Source organism: Kitasatospora sp. NPDC054939 (assembly GCF_053610105.1).
On the sequence record NZ_JBSGXP010000019.1, the window covers coordinates 15,898 to 35,920 of the forward strand.

The 20,023-nt window shown below is 76.0% G+C and carries 16 protein-coding genes and 1 pseudogene; 13 read left to right on the forward strand and 4 right to left on the reverse strand.

Going from position 1 to position 20,023, the window contains the following annotated elements; translation table 11 throughout:
* The first annotated feature begins 234 nt into the window (after positions 1–234).
* Positions 235–1,356: a CapA family protein gene (locus ACWGB8_RS08255; RefSeq protein ID WP_452211444.1), complete on the forward strand. Its 1,122-nt coding sequence runs from the start codon at positions 235–237 to the stop codon at positions 1,354–1,356.
* Here the strand turns inward: ACWGB8_RS08255 and ACWGB8_RS08260 are convergent.
* From ACWGB8_RS08260 to ACWGB8_RS08275, 4 genes are all read right to left on the reverse strand, one after another.
* The gene (locus ACWGB8_RS08260; RefSeq protein WP_452211446.1) at positions 1,292–1,699 is read right to left on the reverse strand and encodes a hypothetical protein; all 408 of its coding nucleotides are present in this window, start codon (positions 1,697–1,699) and stop codon (positions 1,292–1,294) included. The two genes, ACWGB8_RS08255 and ACWGB8_RS08260, sit on opposite strands and share 65 nt — an antisense overlap.
* A 48-nt stretch (positions 1,700–1,747) precedes the next feature.
* Positions 1,748–2,479, reverse strand: a complete 732-nt coding sequence (locus ACWGB8_RS08265; protein ID WP_452211447.1) for a siderophore-interacting protein — start codon at positions 2,477–2,479, stop codon at positions 1,748–1,750.
* A gap of 158 nt (positions 2,480–2,637) precedes the next feature.
* Positions 2,638–3,426: a TetR/AcrR family transcriptional regulator gene (locus tag ACWGB8_RS08270; RefSeq protein WP_452211519.1), complete on the reverse strand. Its 789-nt coding sequence runs from the start codon at positions 3,424–3,426 to the stop codon at positions 2,638–2,640.
* A gap of 8 nt (positions 3,427–3,434) precedes the next feature.
* Positions 3,435–4,658 (reverse strand): MFS transporter, encoded by a 1,224-nt coding sequence (locus ACWGB8_RS08275; RefSeq protein ID WP_452211449.1) that lies wholly within the window; start codon positions 4,656–4,658, stop codon positions 3,435–3,437.
* A gap of 254 nt (positions 4,659–4,912) precedes the next feature.
* On the opposite strand from ACWGB8_RS08275, the gene ACWGB8_RS08280 reads away from it, so the two are divergent.
* The 12 genes and pseudogenes from ACWGB8_RS08280 to ACWGB8_RS08335 all read left to right on the forward strand — a co-directional run bounded on the left by ACWGB8_RS08280 (position 4,913) and on the right by ACWGB8_RS08335 (position 20,022).
* Positions 4,913–5,698, forward strand: coding sequence for a 2,3-dihydro-2,3-dihydroxybenzoate dehydrogenase (locus ACWGB8_RS08280; RefSeq protein ID WP_452211451.1), 786 nt, complete (start codon positions 4,913–4,915; stop codon positions 5,696–5,698).
* Positions 5,699–5,905: 207 nt separating this feature from the next.
* Positions 5,906–7,102 (forward strand): isochorismate synthase DhbC, encoded by a 1,197-nt coding sequence (gene dhbC / locus ACWGB8_RS08285; RefSeq protein WP_452211453.1) that lies wholly within the window; start codon positions 5,906–5,908, stop codon positions 7,100–7,102.
* Complete coding sequence (locus tag ACWGB8_RS08290; protein ID WP_452211455.1) at positions 7,099–8,802, forward strand: (2,3-dihydroxybenzoyl)adenylate synthase; 1,704 nt, start codon at positions 7,099–7,101, stop codon at positions 8,800–8,802. Before dhbC ends, ACWGB8_RS08290 begins: the two co-directional genes overlap by 4 nt.
* A 46-nt stretch (positions 8,803–8,848) precedes the next feature.
* A pseudogene (locus ACWGB8_RS08295) lies at positions 8,849–9,472 on the forward strand (isochorismatase family protein); the annotation flags it as partial.
* An 81-nt stretch (positions 9,473–9,553) separates the two neighbouring features.
* The gene (locus ACWGB8_RS08300) at positions 9,554–9,766 is read left to right on the forward strand and encodes a phosphopantetheine-binding protein (RefSeq protein WP_452211521.1); all 213 of its coding nucleotides are present in this window, start codon (positions 9,554–9,556) and stop codon (positions 9,764–9,766) included.
* Positions 9,766–10,572 (forward strand): AMP-binding protein, encoded by an 807-nt coding sequence (locus ACWGB8_RS08305; protein WP_452211458.1) that lies wholly within the window; start codon positions 9,766–9,768, stop codon positions 10,570–10,572. Before ACWGB8_RS08300 ends, ACWGB8_RS08305 begins: the two co-directional genes overlap by 1 nt.
* Positions 10,573–10,717: 145 nt before the next feature.
* Entirely contained in the window at positions 10,718–10,939 is a 222-nt protein-coding gene (locus tag ACWGB8_RS08310) for an MbtH family protein (RefSeq protein WP_452211460.1), read from the forward strand.
* 117 nt (positions 10,940–11,056) lie between these two features.
* A complete protein-coding gene (locus tag ACWGB8_RS08315; RefSeq protein ID WP_452211461.1) occupies positions 11,057–11,323 on the forward strand; it encodes a chaplin family protein in 267 nt (88 codons plus the stop codon).
* Between the two features lie 184 nt (positions 11,324–11,507).
* A complete protein-coding gene (locus ACWGB8_RS08320; RefSeq protein ID WP_452211462.1) occupies positions 11,508–12,689 on the forward strand; it encodes a PQQ-dependent sugar dehydrogenase in 1,182 nt (393 codons plus the stop codon).
* A 189-nt stretch (positions 12,690–12,878) separates the two neighbouring features.
* Positions 12,879–13,739 carry a DUF4132 domain-containing protein gene (locus ACWGB8_RS08325; RefSeq protein ID WP_452211463.1) on the forward strand — a complete coding sequence of 287 codons (861 nt, stop codon included), beginning with the start codon at positions 12,879–12,881 and terminating at the stop codon, positions 13,737–13,739.
* Positions 13,736–18,751, forward strand: a complete 5,016-nt coding sequence (locus ACWGB8_RS08330; protein ID WP_452211464.1) for a hypothetical protein — start codon at positions 13,736–13,738, stop codon at positions 18,749–18,751. The genes ACWGB8_RS08325 and ACWGB8_RS08330 overlap by 4 nt, the downstream gene beginning before the upstream one ends.
* Positions 18,748–20,022, forward strand: a complete 1,275-nt coding sequence (locus ACWGB8_RS08335) for an ATP-binding protein (protein WP_452211465.1) — start codon at positions 18,748–18,750, stop codon at positions 20,020–20,022. The genes ACWGB8_RS08330 and ACWGB8_RS08335 overlap by 4 nt, the downstream gene beginning before the upstream one ends.
* The last annotated feature ends 1 nt before the right edge of the window (position 20,023 follow it).

Consider the following 20,023-nt stretch of genomic DNA (forward strand, 5'->3'; position numbering starts at 1 on the left):
GGACCTGTCGTCCCCGCGTGGGCCGTTCGGGCCACTCCGTCCACCCGGGCCCACCCCGTCATCAGGGCCGACGCGTCCCAGGCACGTCCCGACCTCGGCCGTCCCGTCCTCATCCGTTCGGCCGGGGCCGCGGAGCCGCTCCCGGAAGCGGTGGGTGTGGAGGCGGCGGGGAGGGGGCGCGGGGGAGTGGCGTAGGCTGACCGGCGCTCGTGAACCGAACACCGGGGGGACTCCATGCGCCGTGCCGCGGCCGCCGTCGCGCTGCTGATCGGGCTGCTGCCGGTGGCTGCGTGCGGTCCGGACGACCCGAAGCCGGCGTCCGCGGAGGCGGCCCGGCCCGCGGCGGACGGGAGCGCGAGCGGGACGGCGTCGCCCACCGCGGGGACGACCGCGCCCCGGCCGGACGGCAGCATCACGGTGGCCTTCGCGGGGGACGTGCACTTCGAGGGCCGGACCGAGCCGCGGCTGTCGGTCGACGGTACGGAGAAGGCGCTCGGACCGCTCTCGCAGGCGCTCGCCGACGCGGACCTCTCGGTGCTCAACCTGGAGACCGCGATCACCGAGCGCGGCAAGCCCGAGCCGAAGCTGTACACCTTCCGGACCTCCCGCAAGGCGCTCACCGCGCTCCAGGAGTCGGGCGTGGACGTGGTGTCGCTCGCCAACAACCACGCCGTCGACTACGGCGCGGACGGCCTGGCCGACACGCTGGCGGCCAAGGAGTCCTCGCCGATCCCGGTGGTCGGCTTCGGGCGCACCGCCAAGGAGGCGTTCGCCCCGTACGTGAGCACGGTGCGCGGGGTGAAGGTCGCGGTCGTCGCCGCGAGCCAGGTCGAGGACCTGACCAACCAGAAGTGGCGGGCGGGGGCGAGCAAGCCGGGCATCGCGTCGGCGCTGGACACCGCGGCCCTGGTGAAGGCGGTGGAGGAGGCGAAGCGGCAGGCGCCGGTGGTGCTCGTCTACCTGCACTGGGGCGACGAGGGCAAGGCGTGTCCGACCGCCGCGCAGACCGGCATCGCCAAGAAGCTGGCCAAGGCCGGTGCGACCGCCGTGGTCGGCACGCACGCGCACACCATGCTGGGTTCCGGCATGCTCGACGGCACCTACGTCGGCTACGGCTACGGCAACTTCCTCTGGTACGGGACCTCCAACTACGCGTTCTCCAACGAGACCGGGGTGGCCACCCTGACCGTGACGGGGGACGGAAAGGTGATCGGGGAGGCGTTCACCCCGGCCACCATCGACGGCAGGGGTGTGCCGATGCCGGTCACCGGGGCGACCGCCGAGGCGGCGCTCAAGCGGCGCGACGGCCTGCGGGGCTGTACCGGCCTCGCGCCCGTGCCCGTTCCGGGGCGCTGAGTCCGGCCACGTCCTCGGTGGTCAGCGCCTCGGTGACGGGGACGCCGGCCCGGTGGGCCGCCGCCAGCCGCTCGCGCACCTCCCGCGGGGTGCGGGGCCGCCAGCCTGGGCCGTCGCAGCAGCCCGAGTGGAACGTCACCCCGGCGTTGAGCACCGCCGTGAGCGCCCGCCATCCGGCGGCGTCCTGCCGCTTGGGGACGGCCAGGTCCTGCCCGGCGTCGATCAGCGGACCGGTGCAGCGCGGGCACACCGCGCGCCCGTCCGGTGCCGCGTGCCGCTTGTACGAGGCCCGGCAGGGCGGGCAGACGAAGTGCCGGCGCGAGGTCGTGCTGCGGATACACATGCGCCGAGGGTAGATCGGCACGCGGCCCCGCGGTTCGTCATTTCCGGGTCAGCCCTTGTGGTCGGCCTCGCCGAGCTTCCAGTAGCCCTTGGCCTGGACGTCCTCGCGGGCGAAGCCGCGGTCGTCGAGCAGATGGCGGCGGATCGTGGTGACGGCGCCGGCCTCGCCGGCCAACCAGGCCGGGCCGGGCGGCAGTTCGGCGGCGCGGAGGGCCTCGACGAGCAGTGCCGCCTTGGGCCGGCCGGACGCCGGCGTCCGGGCCGTCGGGGCCGTCCGCGGCTCCGCGGTCGTGCGCGGGAGCCAGACGGCGCTGCGGCCGGGCGGGAGGGGGAGGGTGTCGGCAGGGTCGGCGATCTCGAACCAGGCGGTCACGGGGATGCCCGGCGGCAGCGCCTCCAGGACGGTGAGGGCGGCCGGCAGGGCGCTCTCGTCGGCGGCCAGCAGTAGTGGGCGGCCGTCGTCGAGCGGGCGGAGGCTGCCGCGCGGACCGATCAGCTGGGCGGGGTCGCCGGGGCGGGCGGTGGCGGCCCAGCGGGCGGCGGGACCGTTGCCGTGCAGGACGACGTCGAGGTCGACCTCCTGCTGTCCGGGCCGGTGGTGGCGGACGGTGTAGGCCCGCTTGGTGCCGTCGGGTATCGCCAACTTGACCCACTGGGTGGGGTGCTGGATCTCCAGGCGGTCCAGGGTCGGGCCGCCGAGGGTGAGCCGGACGAGGGCGGAGGTGAGCGGGGCGACGGCGGTGACGGTGACGTCGTGGGTGGGGCGGGGGCGTCGGAACACGACGGGTCCTCCTGGTCTGGCGGCGGCCGCCGTCCGGACGAACCACGGACCGGCGGGCACGCACGGTGAAGGGGGCCGCGACAAGGCGGCAAGGGAGGCGGTGCCGCAGCGGGGCGGCACGGCTAAAGGGCTTGGACCTGAGCAGATCCGACGGTGCGTCAGTCCGCGAGGTGCCGGTCGAGCAGGGTGTCGACGAAGGCCCGGTCGAGCGGGCGGCGCAGGACGAGCGCGCGGTGGTAGAGCGGGGCCATGAGGGCGTCGAGGAGGACGGCGGCTGCGTCGGGGCCGGTGCCGAGGCAGTCGGCGGCCAGTCGGGTGTCGCGGGTGCGGAGCCCGTCGAGGAAGCCGGTGTGCAGGAGTTCGGCGGTGCGGGCGTCGAGCTGGGCGTGGCCGATCAGGGCCTGGAGGACGCGGCCGGCGGGGGCCTCGCCGAGGAAGGCGGCGTGGCGGTGCACGTACCCGCGGAGGGCGTCCGGGCCGGTGGGCTCGTCCGGCCAGGCGAGGCCGCTCTCGGCGTCCAGGACGAGGTTGTCGAAGAGGATGTCGACCTTGGACTTCCACCACCGGTAGATGGTCTGCTTGGCGACCCCGGCGGCGGCGGCGATGCCCTCGATGGTCAGGCCCTCGAAGCCGTGCTCGACCAGCAGGTCGTCGGCGGCGTTGAGGACGGCCAGGCGGGCCGCCTCACTGCGGCGCGGGGAGCCGGCGGGGCGCTGCTGCGGGGCGATGGTGCTCGGTTCCTTCCGTGCGGCGGGGGGCTTCGACGGTGCGGGCCCCGGTGGTCGGGGCGGTGGGGCCCCGGGGTGGTCCGGGCCTGGGCGGCTCGGGTGTCGCGGGGGCCGGTGCCGGCGGGGCCGGCGCCGGTCGGTCCTGGTCCGGCGGGTCGGCGGGGTGTCCCGCGGCCGGGTCGCCGGTCGGGTCGACCGGGCCCTCGGGGTCGACGGCAGTCATCCTCTCATGCCCCCTCGGGGCCGTTCCGGTCGGCCGTGGCGGGTGCCGGCGCGGGGGTGCGGCGCAGCAGGGTGGCGGCGACGCCGGCGGCGAGCAGGGCGACGAGCCCGCTGAAGGCCAGGCCGGCGGTGCGCAGTCCGGCGTGCTGGATGGCGACGCCGACGCCGACGACCGGGACGGAGAGCATCGCGTAGAGGATCGCGAAGAAGGTGGAGACCGTCTCACCGCGCTGTCCGGCGTGGACGGCGGGGGAGTTGACGGTGGAGAGCCCGGTGCCGACGGCGGTGCCGGTGGCGAGCCCGTTGATGCAGGCCCCGAGCAGCAGCGGTGCCAGGGTGGAGGTGGCGAGGGCGGTGGCGACCAGCCCGGCGGCGACCACCAGGCCGGCGCAGGCGGCGGGCAGGGCGCGGGCCGGCGGCAGGACGCGGACGAGCAGTTGCCCGACGGCGGTGCAGGCGAAGGCGAGGAAGACCACCAGGCCGGTGAGCGCCTGGTCGTGGATCTCCAGCACGGTGCCGAGGAAGATCCCGCTGACGGCGGTGAGCACCCCGAGGACGGCGAAGCCGGAGCCGCCGGCCAGGGCGGCGCGCAGGAAGGCGGGGCGGACGGCGGCGGGGATGCGCAGCCGCTGGATCCGGAGGGCGGACAGGCCCCGGGCGGGGGTGCGGTCGGTGACGGTCTCGGGCACCAGGAGCAGGCCGAGCAGGGCGACGGCGCTGAGGCAGAGCATGACCGTCCACGGGAGGTGGAGCGGGGAGTCGCTCCACTCGGCGATGATCCCGGCGAGCAGGGTGCCGCCGGCGAGGCCGCCCATGTTGGCGGCGAGGGCGAGCGTCTGGGCGCGCAACCGGCGCTCGGGCGGGGCGAGTTCGATCAGTGCGGCGGTGGCGCTGCCGGTGATGAGGGCGGCGCCGAGGCCGGAGAGCACCCGGGCGGTGAGGATGACGGTCAGCGAGTCGGCGTCCTCGAAGAGTGCGGCGGCGCCGGCCGCGAGCAGCAGGGCGGCGGCCATCACGGGTCGCCGGCCGAGCCGGTCGGAGAGGCTGCCGAGGGTGAGCAGTCCGACGAGCACGCCGAAGGCGTAGACGGCGAAGACCACGGTGACGGTGAGCGGGTCGAAGCCCAGGGACTCCTGGTAGAGGGGGTAGAGCGGGGTCGGCACGGTGGTGCCGGCCATGGTGACCCAGAACGCGAGCGCCACGGCGGCGCGGGCGGTGGTCGAGGGCATGCGGGTGCTCCTCAGGGCGGGTGCGAAAGCGGCGGTGAAAGTGGACGCAACGTTGCGTCCCGTTCGGAACGTAGCACTGGACGCAACGTTGCGTCCAGTCTCGCGACCGGGCGCGGTGGGGGCGGCTGTCGGCGCCCGGGCGCCCCGAGTGTCCGGATATCCACCGGAGTTGACGATCCCGCAGCCCCTTTCGGCGCGACCGGACAACTGTGTTAGGTTAGCCTTGCCTAACGTTGATCGAAGGGGATTTTCCCGTGCAGCAGCCGGAACTGGTCGGGACCACCGCGGTGGTCACCGGCGCCGGGCAGGGCATAGGCGCGGCCGTCACCCGGGCCCTCACCGCCGCCGGTGCCGTCGTCGCCGCCGTCGACCGCAACGGGGACGCCCTCGCGGACCTGGTCGCCGAGCTCGGGAGCGGGATCGTCCACCCCTACGTCCTGGACGTCGCGGACGGTGCCGCCGTCGAGTCCGCCGTGGACCTGGTGGAGCAGCGCCTCGGTCCGATCCGGACCCTGGTCAACGTCGCCGGCATCCTTCGCGTCTCGCCCGCCGTCGAACTCACCGACGAGGACTGGGCCGCGACCTTCGCCGTCAACACCACCGGGGTGTTCCACACCGCGCGCGCGGTCGGCCGGCGGATGGCCGCCCGGGGCGGCGGGTCCATCGTCACGGTGGGCTCCAACGCGGCCGGGGTGCCGCGCACCGGCATGGCCGCGTACGCCGCCTCCAAGGCCGCGGCGACCATGTTCACCCGCTGTCTGGGCCTGGAACTCGCCCGCTCCGGGGTGCGCTGCAACATCGTCTCGCCGGGCTCCACCGACACCGAGATGCAGCGCTCGCTCTGGCAGGGCGACGCCGGGGCCGCCGAGCGGCGGGTCGTCGACGGCGACCTCGCCGGGTACCGGGTCGGCATCCCGCTCGGCCGGATCGCCCAACCCGTCGACGTCGCCGACGCGGTGGTCTTCCTGGTCTCCGACCGGGCCCGCCACATCACCATGCACGACCTGTACGTGGACGGCGGCGCCACCCTCCGCGCCTGACCCCGCGTCCGACCCCCGCCGCGCCGGCCCACGGCACGCGCCGGCCCACGGCACGCGCCGGCCCACCGCACGCACCGCACCACCGCACCCGCAGCAGCACACCGCGACGCCGCACCACCGCACACGCAGCGACACCGCACGGGCGCCGAAACAACCCCGCCGGGCCCGACCGGGCCCGGCGGCCACACGCAGACTGGGAGATTCCAGGTGACCACGGTTCACCACGCCGCCGCCGGGACGGACCACACCGTCATCGGCGCGGCCAGCGGGCTGCTGGGCCAGTACCGGGCCGGGCCCGCCGAGGCGTTCTTCGCCTCGCCGACCCGCACCCTGCTCGCCGAGGGCGTCCACGCCCGGGTGCCGCAGGACGACCGCCCACTGCCCGTCCGGGTCGCCGAAACGCTCGACCGGGCCCGGCAGGACGGCGTCGTGGACCCGCTGGTGCTCGGTGCGGTCGCCTTCGACCACGCGGGCCGGGCCGAACTCGCCGTCCCCGCCGGACTGCGCCGGTGCGGCGCACTGCGCGACGACCCGCTGATCGCGCTGCCCGCCCCGCCCGCCGACCGGGTCGACTGGCAGGTGCGCCCGGTGCCCGAGCCCGCCGCGTACGGCGCCGGCGTCGCCGAGGCCGTCCGGCGCATGCGGGCGGGCGAGTTGAGCAAAGTGGTGCTGGCCCGCACGCTGGAGCTGAGCGCCGCCCGCCCGATCGACCTGCCGGCCGTGCTGCAGCGCCTGGCCCGCCGGGACCCCGGTGGCTACACCTTCGCGGTGCCCGCCGGCGACGGGCGGACGCTGATCGGCGCCAGCCCCGAACTGCTGCTCTCCCGCCGCGGCACCGCTGTGCTCGCCAACCCGCTGGCCGGTTCGGTGCCGCGCAGCGCCGACCTCGGCGAGGACGTCCGCCGGGCCGCCGCGCTGCTGGAGTCACCGAAGGACCTGCACGAGCACGCCGTCGTGGTGGACGCCATCCGCGCGGCGCTGGCGCCCTACTGCCGCACCCTGGACGTGCCGCAGCGGCCGACGCTGGTGCGCACCGCCGCGATGTGGCACCTGGCCACCACGATCACCGGTGAACTGGCCGACCCGGCCGTCTCCGCGCTGGAGCTGGCCACCGCACTGCACCCCACCCCCGCCGTCTGCGGCACCCCGACTCCGGTGGCCCGCCGGGTGATCGGCGAGGTCGAGCCCTTCGACCGGGGCCTGTACACCGGGATGGTCGGCTGGGGCGACGCGCGCGGCGACGGCGAGTGGGTGGTCACCATCCGCTGCGCCGAGGCCGACGGGCGGACGCTGCGCGTCTACGCCGGGGCGGGCATCGTCGAGGGGTCCGACCCGGACGCCGAACTCGCCGAGACCGCCGCCAAGTTCCGTACCTTCCTGGACGCCGCGGGGGTGGCCGAGTGAGCGGCGCGACGACCGGGTTCACGCCGTACCCGCAGGAGTTCGCCGAGCGCTACCGTGCGGCCGGGTACTGGCGGGGCGAGACCTTCGGGCGGATGCTGCGCGAGCGCGCCGCCGCGCACGGCGAGCGGGTCGCGGTGGTCGACCCGGTGGCCGGCACCACCTGGACGTACGCCGAACTCGACCGCCGTGCCGACCGGATGGCCGCGGGGCTGCTCGCCCGGGGCATCGGGCGGGGCGACCGGGTGGTGGTCCAACTCCCCAACACCGCGGAGTTCTTCGAGGTCGTCTTCGCGCTGTTCCGGATCGGCGCGCTGCCGGTGTTCGCGCTGCCGGCCCACCGGGCCACCGAGATCGGGTACTTCTGCGCCTTCACCGAGGCGGTCGGCTACGTCGTGCCCGCGGTCGAGGGCGGCTTCGACCACCGCGAACTCGCGCGCACCGTCCAGGCGCAGACGCCCTCGCTGCGCCTGGTGCTGGTCGCCGCGGAGGACGCCGGCGGGCACGTCCGCCTGGCGGACGTGCCGTGCGACGGCCCCGGCCCGGCGGACGAACCGCAGCCGGGCGAGGTCGCCTTCCTCCAGCTTTCCGGCGGCTCGACCGGCGTGCCGAAGCTGATCCCGCGCACCCACGACGACTACATCTACTCGCTGCGCGGCTCGGTCGAGCTGTGCGCGGTGGACGAGGACAGCGTCTACCTCTGCGTGCTGCCCGCCGCGCACAACTTCCCGCTCAGTTCGCCGGGCACGCTCGGCACCCTGTACGCGGGCGGCAAGGTGGTGCTCTGCCCGCAGCCGAGCCCGGAGGTGGCGTTCCCGCTGATCGAGCGCGAGGGCGTGACCGTCACCGGGCTGGTGCCGCCGCTGGCGCTGCTCTGGCTGGAGGCCGCCGAGCGCGAGCGCGCCCAGGGCCGCGGCCACGACCTGGGCAGCCTGGAGGTGCTGCTGGTCGGCGGCGCCAAGTTCAGCGAGGAGGCCGCCCGGCGGGTCCGCCCGGTGCTGGACTGCACGCTGCAGCAGGTGTTCGGGATGGCCGAGGGGCTGGTCAACTACACGCGGCTGGACGACCCGGAGGAGGTGGTGGTCACCACCCAGGGGCGTCCGATCTCCCCGGACGACGAGATCCGGGTGGTCGACGACGCCGATCGGGACCTGCCGGACGGCGCGACCGGCCACCTGCTCACCCGCGGCCCGTACACCATCCGCGGCTACTGGAACGCGCCCGAGCACAACGCGGCCTCCTTCACCGCGGACGGCTTCTACCGCACCGGCGACCTGGTGCGGCGCACCGCCACCGGCCACCTGGTGGTGGAGGGCCGTGCCAAGGACCAGATCAACCGGGGCGGCGAGAAGGTGGCCGCCGAGGAGATCGAGAACCACCTGCTGGCCCACCCGGCGGTGCACGACGCCGCCGTGGTCTCGATGCCCGACCCCTACCTCGGCGAGCGCACCTGCGCCTACGTGGTGCTGCGGGCCGGGGCGCGGGAGCGGGCGCCGAAGGGGGCGGCGCTGAAGCGGTTCGTCCGCGAGCGCGGGCTCGCCGCGTTCAAGGTGCCGGACCGGGTGGAGTTCGTGGACGCCTTCCCGGCCACCGGGATCGGCAAGGTCTCCAAGAAGGACCTGCGCGCCGCGGTCGCCGCCGCGCTCGCCCCCGCGTCGGACGCGGCCCCCGCGCCGGCCCCCGGTGCGCCGAGAACCCCCTGACCCCCCGAGAACCCCTGAGAACCCCTGAGAACGAGGACGTACCGCCGTGGGCCTGCCCCGCATCTCCGCCTATCCGATGCCCGAAGCCGCCGACCTGCCGGCCAACCGGGTCGACTGGCAGGTCGACCCCGCCCGGGCCGTGCTGCTGGTGCACGACCTGCAGAACCACTTCCTGGACGCCTTCGACACCGGCGCCGCCCCGATCAGCCGCCTCTTCGAGAACGTCGGCCGCCTGCACAAGCAGGCCGAGCAACTGGGCATCCCGGTCGTCTACTCGGCGCAGCCCGGCGGCCAGAGCCCGGCCGAGCGCGGGCTGCAGCAGGACTTCTGGGGTCCGGGCATCCCGGACGATCCGCGCGCGGTCGCGATCGCCGACGCGGTCGCCCCGGCCGAGCACGACACCGTGCTCACCAAGTGGAAGTACAGCGCGTTCGTGCGCACCGCGCTGGCGGAGCTGCTGCGCGAGCAGGGCCGCGACCAGCTGGTGATCACGGGCGTGTACGCGCACATCGGGGTGCAGGCCACCGCCTGCGACGCCTGGATGCGCGACATCCAGGCCTTCGTGGTGGCCGACGCGGTCGCCGACTTCGGGCCGGCCGAGCACCGGTCCGCGCTGGAGTGGGTGGCCGGGCGCTGCGGCGTCGTCACCACCGCCGACGCCGTGTTCGAGGCGGCGGACACGTCCGCCGCACCGCATTCGACGCCCGTACGGGACGCAGGGGAAGGGGAGGTGGCGGCCGTGGCCTTCACCGTGGAGCGCATCCGGGCCGAGGTCGCCGAGTTGCTCGGCGAGGACCCGGAGGAGATCCCGCTGGACGAGAACCTGGCCGACTGGGGCCTGGACTCGGTGCGGCTGATGACGCTCGCCGAGCGCTGGCGCTCGGAAGGCGCCCGGGTCGGCTTCGTCGAGCTGGCGGAGCGCCCGGCGGTGGAGGCCTGGGCCGCCCTGCTGGGTGCGGTCTGATGGAGCCCGTCACAGCTGCGGGCACTGGCGCGGCACCGGGCGCGGAGTCCGCCGCCGCGCCGGGCCGGGCGCCCGGGCCGCCCGCGACCACGGCGGTCGGGCCGATCGAGCGGCAGGCCGCCCGCACCCCGCAGGCCCCGGCCCTGGTCCTCGGCGACGGCGGCACGGTGTCGTACGGGGAGCTGAACGCCCGGGCGAACCGGCTGGCCCGGTACCTGGCGCGCCGCGGGGCGCGGCCGGGCGCGGTGGTCGGCGTGGCCTTCCGGCGGTCCGCCGAGCTGGTGCCCGCGCTGCTGGCGGTCGCCAAGGCCGGCGCCGCGTACCTGCCGCTGGACGCCGAGGACGCGCCGGGCCGGCTGGCCCACCTGCTGGCGGACGGGGCCCCGGTCTGCGTCCTCGGTGAGCGGGTGCCCGGTGCCCAGCTCCCCGAACCCGCCGAACTGGACGCCGAACTGACGACGGATCCGCCGCGGGCGCTCACCCCGCAGCACCCGCTCTGGCTCGCGTACGGCCCGGGCGGGCGGCCGTCCGGCACTCCCGTCGCGCATGCCGAGGTGGACCGGCGGCTGCGTGCCCTGCAGTCCGTGTACGGCCTCGGCCCCGGTGACCGGGTGCTGCAACTGGGTCTGCCCGCCTGGGAGTTCTTCTGGCCGCTGCGGACCGGCGCGGCCCTGGTGCTCGCCGATCCGGGCGCGGCGGTCGGCGGGCTGATCCGCGACCTGGGGGTCACCGCGCTGCGGGCGGCCCCGGAGGTGCTGGGCACCGCGGAGCCGACCGGTCGACCGCTGGACCCCGTGGCCACCTGATCCGCCCGCACCCGCCCGCTACCCCGCCCGCCCGCACCCGCCCGCCCGTCACCCCGCCCGCCCGCACCCGCCGCGGACGACCACGGCACCCCACGATCCGCCGCCCCCGGGGGCGCGCGTCCACCGAACGACCTGGAGCACCGCGATGTCCGACGCCCCCACCAACCCCTTCGACGCCGACGGCGAGTTCCTCGCCCTGGTCAACGGCCAGGGACAGCACTCGCTGTGGCCGGTCTTCGCCGCCGTCCCGGACGGCTGGGAGGTCGCCCACGGGCCCGGCGGGAAGCAGCCCGTCCTGGACTGGATCGGCGAGCACTGGACCGATCTGCGCCCGGTCGGTCCTGCCGGACGCACGGACCGGTCCTAGCCGACGCCGGCACATCGCGCCCGGGCTGCGGGGCATTGGAGGCTGGTCGGCGATGCGTTCGAGTGATACCACCGGGTAGGGGACTGGGCGGCCCCCGGGGTCGGTAGTGATCGAACCATGAACAAGACCCAGAAGTTCGCGGCCTGTGCGGCCCTCGGCACCACCCTCGTCCTCGCCACCGCCGGCACCGCGTCGGCGCAGAGCAGGGCGATCGAGATTCCGGGGAACTTCGGCACCGTCTGCATCAACGAGGGCGGCGGTGCCTACGCGCAGGGCGTGGTGGCGGGATCGCCGGGCGTGCTGTCCGGCAACCAGATCCAGATCCCGATCCACATCCCGATCAACATCTGTGGGAACTCCGTCAACATCCTCGGCATCGGCTGATCAGTGCCCGTGAACCTCCCTTGACCGCATCTCGCAACCCTCGGACCGGAGGGCTGCGGCCCGACGGGCCTCAGCCCTCCGTGCGCGTCCGGACCGGGCCCGGTCGGGCGCGTGCACCCGTGGGCGGGCCGCCGATGTGGTGTGCTGGGCCGTGCAGGTCCGTCGCCCTCCCGGGAGGAACACCGTGCACCGCCGCCTCGCCACCGCCCTGCTGGCCCTGCTGCTGGGGCCGGTCACCGCCGTCGGCTGCTCCTCGGCCGCCCCGCCGGCCGCCACCTCGCCGCCCTCCGCCCCGGCCCCCTCCGCCGCCGCGAGCGGCGCCCCGACGGGCTCCGCCGCCCCCGCGCCCTCCGCACCCGCCCAGGGCGCGGTGACCGTGCGGACCACCGTCACCGACGGCCTGGACTCCCCCTGGGGGCTGGTCGTGCTCCCCGACGGCGACCTGCTGGTCTCCTCCCGCGACAAGGCGACGATCACCCGGGTCGCCACCGCCACCGGGGCCAAGACCGAGGCGGGCAGCGTGCCCGACTCCGAGGCGGGCAGCGAGGGCGGCCTGCTCGGCCTCGCCCTCTCCCCGGCCTACGCCACCGACCACCAGGTGTACGCCTACTACAGCACCGACGACGACAACCGGATCGTCCGCTTCGGCTACGACCCGGCCCGGCCCACCGGGGCGCAGCTCTCCGAGCCCGTCACCGTCCTGACCGGCATCCCGAAGGGCTCGCGGCACAACGGCGGCCGGATCGCCTTCGGCCCGGACGGCCTGCTCTACGCCGGAACTGGCGACGCCGGCCGCACCGCGCTCGCCCAGGACCGCTCCTCGCTGGCCGGCAAGATCCTGCGGCTCGCCCCGGACGGCGCCCCCGCCCCCGGCAACCCGGTGCCGGGCTCGCCCGTCTACTCGCTCGGGCACCGCAACGTCCAGGGCCTCGCCTGGGACGACCTGGGGCAGCTGTGGGCCTCCGAGTTCGGTGCCGACGGCTACGACGAGCTCAACCTGATCAAGCCCGGCGCGAATTACGGCTGGCCCGAGGTCGAGGGCGTCGGCAACCGCCCGGAGTTCACCGACCCGGTGACCGTCTGGCGCACCGCCGACGCCTCGCCCAGCGGCATCGCCTACGCGCACGGCGCGATCTGGCTGGCCGCGCTGCGCGGTACCCGGCTCTGGCGCGTCCCGATCGCCGGCGAGGGCCTCGCCGGACAGCCCGAGGCGCTCCTCAGCGGCACCTACGGGCGGCTGCGCACGGTCGTCGCGGACCGGGACGGCACCCTGCTGCTGGCCACCAACAACACCGACCGCCGGGGCGACCCCCGGCCCGGCGACGACCGGATCCTGCGGCTGGAGGTCGCCGCCACCGGCGGCTGACGGACCCTTCGTCCACCTCCCGACGGGCCGTCCGGCGCGCGCCGCACGGCCCGTCAGGCCGCCGTCGTTCACTCGTTCGAATGAACTCCGGCCGGTTGCGGCTCCCAGGCCCGGACCTGCCGTCCGGCCTGTCAGTGCGTCCCGTTACGTTCCTCCCATCGCAGATCCGCAGCTGGGAGGAGCGCAGTCGTGGCGTGGGTGGAAACAGGGTCGGGCGGCTATCAGGTCGCGCTCGACGACGACGGGAGGGTGGTGTGCCGCAACGCGGCCGGCCGCCTGCTGAAGACCGTCCCGTCGAAGCTCAACGACGACCCGGTGGTCGCCGGGCTCAAGCAGCTCACCGAATGGCTGGCCGGCCACCGGCGCCAGTGCCAGGAGGACGTCGAGCGCTGGATGGTCCGCTCGCTGCCCGTCCCGGCCGCCGTCGTCATCGCCGTCTGGGCCGACGAGGCCTGGCGCGAGGTGCTGCGCGACCTGGTGGTCACCGGGCCCGACGGCGCGGTCGCCGGCTTCCTGCGCGGCGCCGACCCCGAGCGCGGCCTCGGCCTGGTCGACCTCGACGGGGACACCGTGCGCCTCACCGACGGCGAGATCCGGATACCCCACCCCGTGCTCCTGGACGACCTCGACGACCTGCGCGAGTTCGCCGTCGAACTCGGCGTCTCCCAGCAGGTCCAGCAGCTCTACCGGGAGGTCTGGCACCGCCCGGACGACGCCGACGCGCGGTCCGCCGCCGTCACGTCCTACACCGGCGGCCGCTACAAGGAGCTGCGCGAGCTGGTCGGCCGCTGCAACCGCCTCGGCTACCGGGTGCGCGGCGGCCACGCCGTGCTGCCCGTCGTCGAGGACGGCCGCGCCGTCGAGGCCCGGGTCTGGGTCGGCGACTACTACGACTACGACGAGTGCGAGACCGGTGACCTCGGCTGGACGGGACCGGACGGCAAGGCCCTGCCGCTCGGCGAGGTCGGACCGGTCGCCTGGTCCGAGGGCATGCGGATGGCAGCCGGGCTGTACGCCGGGCGCACGATCGAAGGGGAGGACGCCGAATGAGCACCACCGAGATGAACGAACGCCTGCTGGACGCCGGAGCGGTGCTCCCGGCCGGCACCCTGGCCGGCGCCGGACGGCCCGACAGCCCCGCCGACGTGCTGACCGCCCGCAGCTACCACCACCCCGTGCTCGGCGAGCGCCGCATCGTCCGGCTCGTGCCGCGCGCCCTCGGCCCCGCCGAGGACCTCGCCGTCGACTTCCTCGGCCTCGCCCCCGCCACCGAACCGGTCGAGGTCGGCCAGGTCCGCCAGGAGGCCCTCGGCTTCCCCGCCTGGGCGCTCGTCCACGACCCGGCCAACGGCCACCACGCCCTCGCCCTGGTCAAGGAGATGGAGCGGCTCGGCCGCCAGGCCAAGTCCAAGCCCGGCCACGCCAAGGACGGCTTCGAGGAGCTCGCCACCCGCCTCGGCCGCGCCGTACCGCACTTCCTGCCCACCTTCTGCGAGGAGGTCGGCCGGATCTTCCTCGCCCAGGGCAACCAGACCTACGCCGCCACCTGGTTCGGCAAGGCCCGCAACGCCGAGCGCACCTACGGCCTGGCCGTCGACGAGGAGCGGCTGCGCGCCGTCTTCCTGGAGTTCGCCCTCGCCGGCGCACTCACCGTCAAGGCCCTGCGCGAGTACGTCAAGGAGCTCGGCACCCGGCTCGACCCGCTCACCGCCTGGCAGCGCTTCCGCCAGCTCTGCGCCGAGCGATCCGCCGCCGGCATGGCCCCCTACGCCGGGGTCGCCGAGGACGCCCGCGCCCTGATCCGGGCCGCCGGACTCGACCGCGCCGAGCACGAGCAGTCCCTGCTTGCCGAACTCCTCGCCTCGCCCGCCGTCGACCGCGCGCCCGGCGCCTTCTGGAAGACCTGGCACACCGCCGTCATCGAGCTCGCCCGGCGCGACGCGGCCGTCCGCACCCGGCTGCTGGAGATCTTCCCCACCCCCGGCGGCGACAACGATCACGAGCAGGACACCGCCTGGCTCGCCGTCCTCGCCGAGAGCGGCGCCGAGGAACTCCTCACCGGCCCCCGGGCCGAGGGCGCCGAGCCCGCCGCCGGCTGGCTCCGGCAGTGGACCGGCCACCTCGGCCGCGGCTGGCGCAACCGCCCCGCCAGCGCCCCCACCCTCGCCCTGGCCGGCCGGATGATCGAACGGCTGCGCACCGACGGCGTGCCCGTCGACCTCCTCGACGGCGTCCGCAGCTCCACCACCCAGCTCGACCTGCTCGACCTGCTGCTCACCGAGGGCGTCCCGGTCGCCGACCCCGCCCCCGGCCTCGGCTTCCAGCTCGGCACCTGGCTCAACCACGCGACCGCCGCGAGCCCCGCCCTGGCCGCCGTCGCCGCCGACGAGCGCTTCCGGCCCGCCCTGCGCACCGCCGTCCCCGGCAGCTGGCGCGAGATCGAGCGGACCGCCGGCGCCGCCGCCGTGCCCGCGCTGCGCGAACTCCTCGTCGAATGGGTCGACGAGCGCACCGCGGAGCTCCTCGCCGCCCGCGGCCTCGCCGGCGCCGCCGCCCTGCTCAAGACCCTGCAGCCGCTGCGCTCCGCGATCACCGCCGAACACCCCGCCGCCGCCGAGCGGATCGCCTCCCTCGACGTCGCCGCCCTGCTCGGCCGCGCCCTGCGCGCCGGCATCCCCGACGAACTCGGCTGGCCCGCCCTGGAGGAGGCGCTGCGCCGCCTCGGCGTCAAGGAGAGCAAGGCCCCCGGCAACAAGGGCCGCCCCGACGACCTCGTCGTCGAGGACGCCTGGCCCGGCCTCGTCCTCGCCCTCGGCGGCAAGGCCCTCGTGGTCGGCCCGCAGGAGATCCTGCTGGAGCACGACCTGCGCCACCCCGAGCTGGACAAGTGGCGCCGCCCCCGGCTGCGCTACGTCGACGGCGAACTCCTGGTCGCCTGGCACGAGGACGGCAAGCAGCGCGCCTACTGGTCCCACCGGCCCACCGAGGTGTTCGACCTCGGCGGCGAGACCATCGCCCGCTACTGGGGCGGCAACGACGAGCCCGACGAGCCGTCCCTCCCGCTGGCCGGCGGCGGACGCACCACCGGCGAGCGCCCGCTGCACGCCGGCGACACCCGGATGCCCGCCGAGCACCGCATCCTCGGCGACGGCACCGGCCACTGGCTCGTCCACCACGGCAGCAAGGGCACCGCCCTGGTCGAGTACGACCCGGCCACCGGCGAGCGCGGCAGCGCCACCCTGCCGCCGCGGATCGCCGCCGACCCGGCCCCCGGCCGGCTCGACCTGAACCACTCCTGCCTGCTGCCGCTGCAGCCCGGCCTGGAGCAGAGTCCGCTCGGCACCGACGGCGCCGCCGTCGGCCACTGGGTGCGCAACGACGGCGGCCGGCTCACCGCCACCACCGCCGACGGCCGCACCGCCGTCCTGCCCGCCGCCGGCGCCCACCCCGACCGCTACCCGGTCGGCCCGCTCGGCCTGCCCGGCGAGCCCGGCGTGCTGCTCACCCGGGGCCGCCGCGACGAGCTCGCCCTCGCCCTGCCCGACCCGACCGGCGACGCCGCCCACGACCTCACCGTCGAACTCAAGCCCTGCCGGGCCGGCGGCCTGCCCGCCGCCGGCACCGCGCTCGTCCCGCCGCTCGACCACTGGCACGCCCTGCGCCCGCGCGACGAGCAGGGCTCGCAGCTGCTGCGCGCCCTGACCGACGAGCAGGCCGCCGCACTGATCGACGCCGCCTGGCCGGTCGACGCCGAGGAGGTCCCGGCGGAGCGCCGCCGCTGGCTCACCGTCCAGGGCGTGCGGCGCCTGCTCGCGGGCTCCTCGGCCCGCAAGAAGATCCCGGTCAAGGCCGTCGACCGGGCGCTGCCCGGCCTCGGCCACCCGCTGCTGCTCGCCGGCGTCGCCGGGCTCGCCCGCTTCGCCGCCGACCTGCTCGACTCGGCCGCCCGGTTCGTCCCGCAGCCCGAGGCCGAGCGGGCCGCCGAACCGAGCAAGCGCCGCGACACCTACCGGCCCGAGCACGGCCGCGACCACGAGCTGAGCCGCGCCGTCGAGACCGCCCTGCCCGGAGTCACCGGCTTCGGCAGCAGCTCCTCGGGCAGCGGCAACTGGCACCACCTCAACAACCTGCGGGCCGTCACCGCCGTCCTCGCCGACCCGCCGACCGCCGACTGCGCCGGCTGGCAGACCGTCGGCAGGATCGACCTGACCGGCGACCTGCACGGCTGGATCCAGTTGCTCGGCCGACTCGGCACCCTCGCGTACGCCGCCGTCGCACCGCTCACCGACGACCAGGACCGCGCCACGCTCGGCCTGCTCCTCGACGAGCTCACCCGCGGCCCGCTCGCCGGGCGCGGCGCCACCCTGCGCGAGGCCGTCCTCACCGAGCCCGTCGACACCCGCAAGGGCCACCGCCGGCACGCCTCCCGCAAGGGCGAGGTCTGGAGCTGCGGCGACCGCACCGTCGTCGTCCTCGCCCACCTGCGCGAGCACGGCGACACGGTGTACTGGCAGGTCGCCGACCACGACCCCAGCGGCGTCTTCGGACAGGTCGCCCACTTCGGCCTGGACACCGACCGCTCCACCGAGGAGCGGCTCACCCCCGAGTGGACGGCCCGCTTCACCGCCGGGCTGCGCGAGCACGGCGGCTACCCGGCCGCACCCGAGGCGGTCGCCGCCTTCGCCGAGGCCACCGGCATCGGCACCACCCGCGCCACCCTGCTGTTCGACCTGCCGGCCAACCTCTACCGCTGGTACGGCAACCTCCTGGACGCCGAGCAGCTCAAGCGGTACGGCATCAAGAACGCCGACGCCAACGCCGCCCGCAACTGGCTGCGTGAAGTCGGCCGGGACGACCTCGCCGCCGTCCGCGCCGCCCTGCTGCCCGCCGAACCCGAGCAGCTCTGGACCACCGGGCCCGACGCGGCCGGCGCCGCCGAGGTCTGGAACGACCGGATCGGACGCCTGCTCACCGTCCCCGCCGAGCAGCAGGCCGGGGTGAACGGCGCGAGCATCCAGTTCGTCGAGGCCGTGCTCAACCACCAGCGCACCCCCTGGCTCAGCCGCACCACCGTGCAGCGCCTGCGACCGCACTCCTCCGGGGAGCACGAGCTGTGGGCCGACGACCCGTCCGCCCTCCCGGGCAACGGCAGCTTCCACGGGGCCGTCGCCGCCCTGCGCTGGCTCGCCCACCACACCCCGTACGAGAGCCCGCTGCGCGCCGCGCTGCCGGCCGCCGCCGCCGCCCTGCGCCGCCGGCTCGCCGACCCCGAGCTGCTGCTCGACTACGGCTTCCACTGGGCCGCCAAGGAGGGCCGACTGGCGCCGCTGCTGCGCAGCCACTACGGCCTGCCCGAGGAGGGCGGCGCCGACGCCGACGGGCTGGTCCGCTGCGGGCCGGCGCTCGTCCTCGGCCCCGGCAGCCAGGGCGAGACCACCTACCTGCGGCCCGCCGGGCTGACCGGAGCCGACGACCCGCTGCTGGAACTGCTCGACGGGCTCTCGTCGAGCTACTGGTTCACCCACGAGCGGCCCGCCCTGGAAGCCGTCCTCGGCGGAGAGGTCGAGCGGCTGGTCGCCCCCGCCGGAGCCCAGCCCGCCGAGGGCTGGCCGCAGCACCCGCTGCTCAGCGCCCCCGGCACGGTCGCCGACGCGGCCAAGGCGCTCGGCCTCGGCGAGGACGCCGCCGTCCTCTACCTCCAGCTGCTCGCCCTGCCCGACCCGACCGACCGCAACACCGCCCGCTGGACGGGCTGGAAGCCCGCCCGGCTGAAGAAGGCCCGCGCCGAACTCGCCGCCACCGACCTGGTCCTGGAGGCCAAGCGGGCCCGGGCCGGCCGCAGCCTCTTCCTGCCCGGCGGCTGGCAGGAGGCCCGCACGCCCGGCCTGCCCGCCGAGACCTGGAAGGCCGGTCTCTACCCGCTGCCGACGGGCATGGCCGTGCTGCCGCCGCTGCCCGCCGCGGAGCTCTTCGCCCGCGCCTGGCAGCGCGTCACCGACGGGGACGCGCCGGGCTACGAGGAGCTCCGGACCGGCCGGCGCGCGAAGGGCGCCCGCCGATGAGCACCGACGCCACCGCCCCCGACGCCACCGCCCCCGACGCGGGCACCCCCGGCACCCGAACCGCCACCACCGAGACAGCCGCACCCCCCGTACGCACCCCGAGGACCGGAGACACCGTGACCGGAAGCAGCACCACCGGAGGCGCCGCCGCGCCGGTCCGGCAGACCGTCCCGCCCGAGGAGAAGTACGCCGCCGAACTGGAGTTCCTGGCGGCCCACGACACCGGCCCCCGTCCGCCCGGCTGGCGGCTCACCCCGCGCGCCGTGGTCACCTTCGTGATGGGCAGCGGCGGCGAGAAGCTCAAGGCCGGCCGGCGCAGCCTGGCGATCGAGCCCAAGTTCGTCGGCGAGCGGGCCCTCGTCGAGCGCTGCGTCGTCACCCTCGCCGGGGAGCGCGGCCTGCTGCTCGTCGGCGAGCCCGGCACCGCCAAGTCCATGCTCTCCGAACTGCTCGCCGCCGCCGTCTGCGGCACCAGCGCGCTCACCGTCCAGGGCACCGCCGGCACCACCGAGGAGCAGCTCAAGTACGGCTGGAACTACGCGCTGCTGCTCGCCAAGGGCCCCGGCCCGGACGCCCTGGTGCCCTCGCCGGTGCTCACCGCGATGACCACCGGCGCCGTCGCCCGGGTCGAGGAGGTCACCCGCTGCCTGCCCGAGGTGCAGGACGCCCTGGTCTCGCTGCTCTCCGAACGCCGCATCGCCGTCCCCGAGCTGGCGGGCACCCCGGACGGCCAGCTGCACGCCGCCGCCGGGTTCACCCTGATCGCCACCGCCAACCTGCGGGACAAGGGCGTCAGCGAGATGTCGGCCGCCCTCAAGCGCCGGTTCAACTTCGAGACGGTCGGCCCGATCGGCAGCCTGGACGCCGAGGTCGAGCTGGTCCGCCGCCAGTCGACCGCCGCGGTCGCCCGGGCCGGCGCCGCCTACGCCGTCGACGACGCCGTGCTGGAGGCCCTGGTCACCGCCTTCCGCGACCTGCGCACCGGCCGCTCCACCGAGGGCTGGGACGTCGAGCGGCCCTCCACCGTGATGAGCACCGCCGAGGCGGTCTCGGTGGCCACCGCCCTCGGCGTCGGCGCCGCCTACCTGCCCGACGGCGGCGAACTCCTCACCCGGCTCCCCGGCCAGCTCATCGGCGTCGTCCGCAAGGACGACCCGAGCGACGCCGCCCGCCTGCTCGGGTACTGGGACGGGCCGGTCCGCCGCCGTGCCGAGCAGGGCGCCGCCACCTGGCGCACCCTGTGGGACCTCCGCTCGGCACTGGAAGGGTGAG

Excerpts from the sequence above, each read along its gene's own strand:
- ACWGB8_RS08255 (WP_452211444.1), top strand. The coding sequence starts at position 235 with ATGCGCCGTGCCGCGGCCGCCGTCGCGCTGCTGATCGGGCTGCTGCCG.
- ACWGB8_RS08310 (WP_452211460.1), top strand. The coding sequence starts at position 10,718 with ATGTCCGACGCCCCCACCAACCCCTTCGACGCCGACGGCGAGTTCCTC.
- ACWGB8_RS08335 (WP_452211465.1), top strand. The coding sequence starts at position 18,748 with ATGAGCACCGACGCCACCGCCCCCGACGCCACCGCCCCCGACGCGGGC.
- ACWGB8_RS08260 (WP_452211446.1), bottom strand. The coding sequence starts at position 1,699 with ATGTGTATCCGCAGCACGACCTCGCGCCGGCACTTCGTCTGCCCGCCC.
- ACWGB8_RS08275 (WP_452211449.1), bottom strand. The coding sequence starts at position 4,658 with ATGCCCTCGACCACCGCCCGCGCCGCCGTGGCGCTCGCGTTCTGGGTC.
- ACWGB8_RS08305 (WP_452211458.1), top strand. The coding sequence starts at position 9,766 with ATGGAGCCCGTCACAGCTGCGGGCACTGGCGCGGCACCGGGCGCGGAG.
- ACWGB8_RS08330 (WP_452211464.1), top strand. The coding sequence starts at position 13,736 with ATGAGCACCACCGAGATGAACGAACGCCTGCTGGACGCCGGAGCGGTG.
- ACWGB8_RS08315 (WP_452211461.1), top strand. The coding sequence starts at position 11,057 with ATGAACAAGACCCAGAAGTTCGCGGCCTGTGCGGCCCTCGGCACCACC.